This window comes from Halorubrum cibi, assembly GCF_900182635.1.
GTDB classification, from domain to species: Archaea; Halobacteriota; Halobacteria; order Halobacteriales; family Haloferacaceae; genus Halorubrum; species Halorubrum cibi.
This window is the reverse complement of the sequence record NZ_FXTD01000015.1, coordinates 19,746-27,056: the sequence shown is the minus strand read 5'-3', so window position 1 is coordinate 27,056 and position 7,311 is coordinate 19,746. Positions and strand designations below refer to the sequence as shown.

Here is a 7,311-nt window from a genome sequence, read left to right as displayed (position 1 = left end):
GAGCGCATCGTCGCGCAGCCAAGTGACGTCCTACTCATCGCGGTGCCGCTGACGATCTATTTCGTTGTGATGTTCTTCGTCAGCTTCGGCATGGGTCGTGGAATCGGTGCCGACTACTCGACGACGACGGCTATCGGCTTCACCGCCGCCTCAAACAACTTCGAGCTCGCGATCGCCGTCGCCGTCGCGGTGTTCGGTGTCGGCTCCGGGGTCGCGTTTGCCACCGTTATCGGTCCGCTTATCGAGGTGCCGGTGCTGCTCGCCTTGGTGAAAGTCGCGTTGTATCTCCAAGACCGGTACGACTGGCGGGGATACACGACCGGGCGGCTAGACGAGACGGCTACGACCGAAGATGGATCCTCAAGCTCCACGGCTGATGACTGATACTTAACCACCCATTCGCCACACGCTTATAGTCCATTTGACGATGAAGAGAATATGTTTGTCAATAGTTGAGACTGGTTCTCTCAATGCATAGACCGCAGGCACGGTTTGCTCACTGACAACGGGTACTATTTCGACCGCTTGAACTCGAACCGTGCCCCGCCATTGCTTCCGTCTGTCACCGAAACTGTCCAACCGTGCGCCTTCGCGATGTCGGCCACAATCGAGAGCCCGAACCCGGTTCCCCCCTCGCTGGACGTGACGCCGTGTTTGAACACGTCGTCTTGCTTCTCCTGGGGAATCCCGCTGCCGGTATCCTCAACGTAGAATCCATCGTCTCCGTCTAGTCCACCCACGGTCACCGTGACGTCGGCACCACCGTGCTCGATTGCATTTCGGAAGAGATTCTCGAAGAGTTGGGTCAGCCGCCCTGCATCCCCGGTGACTGTCGGAATTCCATCTGCGACTGTAAGCGTTGCCTCCTCAGTATCGACGTATCCCCACGCCTCCGTCGTAATACTCTCGAGGTCGATCTCTTCTGCATCCTCGATCGTCGTCTCCCCACGTGCCAGCGTCAGGAGGTCCTCGATGAGTCGTTCAATTCGGTCGTGTCCGGATTCTACTTTCTCGAAGTGCTCCGCCTTCCCGGTCTCCCCTGCGATTTCGAGGAACCCCTTTGCGACGGAGAGCGGGTTTCGCAGGTCGTGGGCAACGACGCTCGCGAACTGGTCGAGTCGTTCGTTCTGTCGGTGTAGTTCTTCCTCCCTGCTCGCTCGTGCGAGTGCTGCCTCGACAGTCGCACCGAGAATCCGGAACAGGTCGACGTCCGTCTCAGAAAAGACCTGCGTGGAAACTGACCCCGTCGACATAAGCCCATACTCACCCAGTGGGACGAGAATCTCACTCCGTATCTCTGTGTTCGGATCGTGGGGTTGCCCCTCAGCTTGGATATCATCATATACCTGGGTTTCTCCGGACTCAAACACGTCCCAAGCCAGACTGTCTCCAGGAGTGAACCGGGGAGACTCGCCAAACAGGTCTCGTGCTTCAGACGTTTCCGTAATTGGGGCGAGCACGTTCTCTCGGTCGTCGTACTCCCAAATTCCGGTGATATCGAGGTCGAGTATCTCGGCCGCGGCATCGACGGCGATCGCTCCGATCTCGTCGCTTGATTCAGCACCGCTCAGCTGCTGTGCGGTGTCCTGAAGCGAGCGGAGGCGAGCTTCCAACCGTTTCTGTTCGGTTATGTCCTCCAAGACGGCGAGGATGCTCGTGACTTTCCCCTCGGAGCCTGTAATCGGCGCGACCGACAAGAGCAGGTCCAGTTCGTCTCCGTCTTTCGTCTCCCGCCGTATCTCCTTCGCCCGAATCCGCTCGCCACTCAAGGCGCGCTGCTTGTGTGAGGCGAACTCTTCTTGCTGCTCGTCCGGAACGATCGGGTTGAACTCACCAATCACTTCGTCTCGCGACCAGCCGAACATATTCTCGGCCTCGTCGTTCCAACGGATGACGTTGCCATCGGTGTCGATCTCCATGACGGTGAGTGGCGTGGCCCCGATGAGCGATTCCAGTCGCTCGTTCGTCGCCTCGAGTTCGTGCTCTCGTTCGACCTGCTCGGTGACGTTTCGAGCGATGCCCACGACTCGAACAATCTCGTCGTCGACGACCACTGGTGCGAGGCTGGTGTCCCAGAACTGAGCACCGTCACCGATGTCGAGTTCCTCGCGATACGAGACAGGGGCACCCTGCTCGACGCAGCGAGTGTACTTGGTCTCGAGTTCAGCACCCTCCTGGTCGCCAAACACGTCTCGTGGCGTCTTCCCGCGAACTTCCTTGGTCGTAATTCCGGTCTGTGACTCGTATCCGGGACTGAGTCTGGCGAACTCGAATGAAGGGTCCTCACCAGCGGTATCGACGTCAAGCAAGAATATCGCGTCTCCAGACGTTTCGAGCAACGCCTCGTATTCCTCCGCGAGTTCTCGATGCTTCCGGCGTTCCGCTTCTCGCTCCGTGATGTCCTGAAAAACACCCCGAAGTACTGCGTCGCCGCGCTGTGTGTCGTCGACGTATTCTCCCCACGCCCGGACGTCACGCACCGCTCCGTCGGGTCGAACGATTCGGAGGTCGAGGTCGTACGGTTCCCCGTCTTCGATTGCTCGGTCGACTGCTGCGGTAATCGTCTCTCTGTCGTCGGGGTGGTAGAACTCGATCGCGTCGTCGAGGGAGGGCTCGTAGTCCTCGTCGACACCGTGAATCTGACGGACCCCGTCAGACCAAATGAGCTCGCCGCTCGATTGGATGAATTCCCAGATACCGACATCCGCGATGTCCTGAACGCGGTCGAACAGGAACCTCTGGCGCTCGAGTTCGGTATGGTCACGACGACGCGAGAGTTCGGCACTCACCAGTTCCGCGACTAGCTCGACGAACGTTCGTTCGAGCGCTCCGAACGGCGCGACTCGTGTCGTCGGACTCGAGAAATTGACTGTTCCGTAACGCGTGCCATCGACGACGAGTGGCACGCCGATGTACGATTCTAACTCGAAGTCACGGTAGGCAGGATGCGTCTCTTTCCCGGCGCTAACGGCGTCGACGAACGAACAGACCGAATCCGTGCCGACGACTTCCGCACAGTACGTCGATTCGAGATCGAACTGATCGCCAGCTTCGATATCGGCTTCCGGTGCGTGAGCTGCTTCGACCGTGTAGTCGCTGTCCTGAATCCGCGAGACGATACCGATTTCGAGTCCGAGCTTCTGGCAACCGACTTCAAGGAGATTCTGGAGGCGCGACTCGGCCGAGACATCGCTTTCTGCCATGACTGCCTGGAGGTCCTGGAGTGCGTCCCGCTCTCGTTCCAATTGACGCTTTACCTCGCTTTGTTCGGTCACGTCTCGAGCGACAACGAGAACCTGCTTACTTTTGCGACTCTGGAACGGGGCTACCCGGACGTCGAATGTCCGCTCGCTGGTCCCGGCCACGACGTCGAGTTGGAGGTCTGCATCGTACAACCCGGTGGACCCACCATCGCTCTCGATCTCGTCGAGCGTCGATTCGACTGCCTGGGAGAATCGCGTTATATCGGAATCGCTAACGCGGTCACCGACGACCGTTTCGAGCTGTTGTCCTGAGAGCTGGGCCGACTGATCTCCGGCGAGCAACCGCTTTGCAGCCGTATTCGCGAACTCGATATCACCTTGTTCGTCGAGGACGAACACGACGTCGTGGATGTTCTCCAGAATCGCATCACTGCGCTCTAGCTTCAGTTCCCGTTCTCGCTCGGTAGTAATTTCACGCGAAAAGACGGTCAGCCCGTCGTCATCTGGAAACGCTCGCACTTCGACCCAGTAGTCGAATGGCTCTTCCAGATGCTGTTCGAACGATACTGGTTCACCAGTCTCCATCGCCGTTCGATACTTGTCTTCGAGTTCCGTCCCGACGATCGACGGGAACTCTTCCCAGATGGTTCGTCCGACGACCGCGTCCGGGTCACGGTCGACTCGCTCGGCCATTTTCTCGTTCACATACTCGATGCGCCAATCGCTATCGACGGCGTAAATCGCGTCAGTTGCGCGCTCGAGCGTTCGCCGGAAGCGCCGTTTGGTCTGCTCGGCCTCCGTTTGTTTACGAGCAGCCTTCGTGAGCGTTCGAATGCGGGCCGCGAGTAGTGTGAAGTTATCACGCTCTGATCGGACTGGGATGTAGTCCGAGACGCCGGCACGAGTCGCTTTGCTCGCGATTTCTTCACTCCCTTTTCCAGTAAAGAGGATTATCGGGATATCGTCGTTCTGCTGGCGAATCGACTCCGTAAGCCCGATACCGTCGGAATCTTCGAGCGAGTACGCCGTTACGATACAGTCGATTCGTTCCGTAGCAAGATGGTGCAGTGCTTCGTCGATACCGTCGGCAGGTATACAGTCGATCTCGGTACTCGTCTGTTGGAGTTTGGTTTGAACCAACTCCGCGAATGCGGGATCGGAGTTCACGTAGAGAACGCGGATTGGATCGTCCAGTTTGTCAGTAGTACCGAGCACAGTTACAGAGATTCGACTGTCTAACCGGTTAAATATTTCTTGCGAGACACCCTCGTGGGCTATCGAGGTCGATGACGGCCGAAAAAGTGCAGTAACCGAGGGGACCGTATATCAGCCTATTACGAAAAGTGGACGGGTGCTCCGCTAGCCTGCGGAGATTCTGGCTGCTGACGACGACGAAGACATTAGAAAGAAGATCGACGTTAGAGGCACGGCAAACCACGCGAGTCAAGGACGCGGTTCAATCGCCGGTTCCGTCTGGCGGCTCCGAATCGGACTCCTCGTCGGCTCCACCGAAGCCCGAGCGCTCCATCACGCCCCACGTTGTGTCGCCACGAAGGTACTCGAAGAGGCCGTGCCACGCAACGAGCGTCTTCCACTGGCGGTAGCCGAAGTTCTCTAGAACGCCGTACCACAGGAGCCGTAGGATCTGTCCCGGCCGCTCGTAGCGATTGAAGCTCCACGCTTCGCTGAAGATGCCGAACCACGAGAGGAACACGCCGAACCCAGTAGTCAACAGGAAGAAAATCAGGAAGTACTCCACGTTCAACGCGCCGTAGTACCACGCCACCGGCAACAAGACATACCCGAGCCCCTCGACGAGCCGGCCGAACACCTCTGCAAGGACGAACAGCGGGAAGATGAGGATTCCAACGCGACCGTACCGCGGATTTAACAGCATGTCGCCGTGGGTGCGGACGGTCTCAATCATACCGCGGTACCAGCGCCGACGCTGTCGGCTGAGTACTCGCCGGTTGTCGGGGACTTCAGTCCACGCGACCGGCTCTGGGACGAAGTCGACTGAGTACTCCTGATCGCGGTCCCGTAAGAGTCGGTGGAGCCGCATGACGACGTCAAAGTCCTCGGTAATGGTGTCGTGGCGGTAGCCACCAATCTCTCGAACGAGATCGGTTCGGAACACGCCGAAGGCTCCAGAAATGAGGATGAGCCCGTTGAGTCGGTTCATACCGAGTCGGCCGGAGTAGAACGCTCGGAGGTACTCCATCGCCTGCAGGCCTGGGAGTCCCGTCTTTGGGAGACGAACTTCCTCGACGACGCCGTCTTCGATGACGCACTCGTTGGCGACGCGGATCGTGCCGCCGGAGGCGACCGCCTTCGTCGGCTCGGTGAGGAACGGCTGGACGATTTGCAACAGCCCCTCTCGGTCGATCATCGTGTCGGAGTCAACCGCACAGAACAGCTCCTTATCGGTGAGCCACAGGCCGGCGTTGAGGGCGTCGCTCTTTCCGCCGTTCTCCTTATCGACGACGAGTAGTTCCTCATAGATTGTCGAACGGTAGACGTCGTGGATCGGCTCGCTGGGCACCTCCAGCGGAATCGACGCTTCGACTGTCTCGAGGTCGAAGTTATCGCGCAACGTCTCCAGCGTGGTGTCCGTCGAGCCGTCGTTGACGACGACAATCTCCATGTCAGGATAGTTGAGCGAGAGCATCGACCGCAAGCTTTCGACGACGGTGGCCTCCTCGTTGTACGCGGGGACGATCACTGCGACGCCCGGATACGACGGCGCGCTGAACGGGCGGAACGGCGGGTCGTACGACGCCTCGCGGACATCGTCCTGCAGTTCGCGCACCGCGAGCGCGTGGATGGTGAAGTAGAACAGGTTGATGATGGCGTAGTAGCCTACGACGAGTATTCCGCTGACCGCAAGCACGGTCAACACGAGATGCCTGAGAGTATGCATCAGTCGGCCCCCAACGCGACACTCTCATCGGTGTCGATTGCGGTTTGTCTGGCTCGTGCGTCGAACTCCCGAAGTTCGGCAACCCATTGCCAAGCGGGCTGGGCCACCGGAGGAACAGTCTCGGAGTTCTCCCTGCCGACGGCCCCGTGCAGTGCTCGGGCGCCTTCGAGGATCGCTCGGTCATTTGTCTCTCGCTCTAGTGCGGTCCGAAGCCGGGCCACAGCTTCGTCGTCGCCCCACTCCCCGAGCATTTCGTACCCCGCTGAGCGGACGTGTGACGACTCGTCAGTTAGGACCCGGTCGACGGGTACACGCTGTTGGGTCTTCACGTCCCATCCGACGACGCCCAGCGCCCGCGCGGCCCCCGCCCGAACGTCTGGGGAGTCGTGATCGAGGAGGTCGACGATCCACCCGAGACGCGCCGGGTCGACCGGTCCGCCGATCTTCTGAACGATCAACAACACCTGAGTGAGCAGCTCCGGGCTCCACCGTGTCGCCTCCCGCTCGGCACGGTAGTGGAGCGCCTCTCTGTCGAGTTGTCCGAACCTGTATAGCGTGTCGATTCCGAACGGGGTGAACGCCTCGGTTGCCCCTTCCAAGAGGAGGTCAACCCCCATTGGCGCGTCGGCCTCGTCGGCACCCGGGTAGAGCACACGGGCGACTGCGGCCCGCTCGCGGGGATCTTCCGGACGGTAGCGCCCTTCCCGCATGGTGTTCGTCGGCATCTCCAACAGCGTCAGCCAGGTGAGCGCCCGCAGGCGAACGTACAGCCGCGACGAGTTGAGTCGTCGCCGTGAACGCTCCGGGATGCCTAACGCCACACCCAGCCCCCGGAGCCGTTCCGCGTCGTCGCCACGAAGGTTCCGGAGGTTCGATTTGAGCAGCGACTCTGCGACCGTCCGTTCGACTCGGGAGAGCCCGTCGACCCACGCGTCCCACTCCGGCGAGCTCTCCCGATACAGTCGGTCGTACAGGCCGGCTTGGATGTCCTTACGAACCCGACCGCGGCGGCGACGCCTGACGGCGGCGGTGACCGACCGACCGATCGTCAACCCACCGGTGGCGATCAGCAGCGCCCCGAGCACGACCGCCATCGCGGTGAGAATCGTGGTCAGCGTGAGGTCGTCGAGGACGACGCCGCTTTCGAAGCCGACCTGCACAGGAACCGCGAGTCCGTGCGTAGTCATA

General features: G+C 60.1%; 4 protein-coding genes. 1 reads left to right on the top strand and 3 read right to left on the bottom strand.

What is annotated here, in order from left to right; genetic code table 11:
• Positions 1-384: arsenic resistance protein (locus FN829_RS15240; protein ID WP_142987797.1), on the top strand; the 384-nt coding region annotated here is incomplete at its 5' end.
• Positions 385-512: 128 nt separating this feature from the next.
• On the opposite strand, the gene FN829_RS15235 is transcribed toward FN829_RS15240, so the two are convergent.
• The 3 genes from FN829_RS15235 to FN829_RS15225 form a co-directional block, all read right to left on the bottom strand.
• Positions 513-4,418 (bottom strand): PAS domain-containing protein, encoded by a 3,906-nt coding sequence (locus tag FN829_RS15235; RefSeq protein ID WP_142987796.1) that lies wholly within the window; start codon positions 4,416-4,418, stop codon positions 513-515.
• 241 nt (positions 4,419-4,659) lie between these two features.
• Positions 4,660-6,123: a glycosyltransferase family 2 protein gene (locus FN829_RS15230; protein WP_142987795.1), complete on the bottom strand. Its 1,464-nt coding sequence runs from the start codon at positions 6,121-6,123 to the stop codon at positions 4,660-4,662.
• Positions 6,123-7,310, bottom strand: coding sequence for a HEAT repeat domain-containing protein (locus FN829_RS15225; protein WP_142987794.1), 1,188 nt, complete (start codon positions 7,308-7,310; stop codon positions 6,123-6,125). Before FN829_RS15225 ends, FN829_RS15230 begins: the two co-directional genes overlap by 1 nt.
• Position 7,311 lies beyond the last annotated feature (1 nt).

What these genes read in the sequence shown, in the direction of transcription:
- FN829_RS15230 (WP_142987795.1), bottom strand. Translation starts at nt 6,123, where the DNA reads ATGCATACTCTCAGGCATCTCGTGTTGACCGTGCTTGCGGTCAGCGGA.
- FN829_RS15225 (WP_142987794.1), bottom strand. Translation starts at nt 7,310, where the DNA reads ATGACTACGCACGGACTCGCGGTTCCTGTGCAGGTCGGCTTCGAAAGC.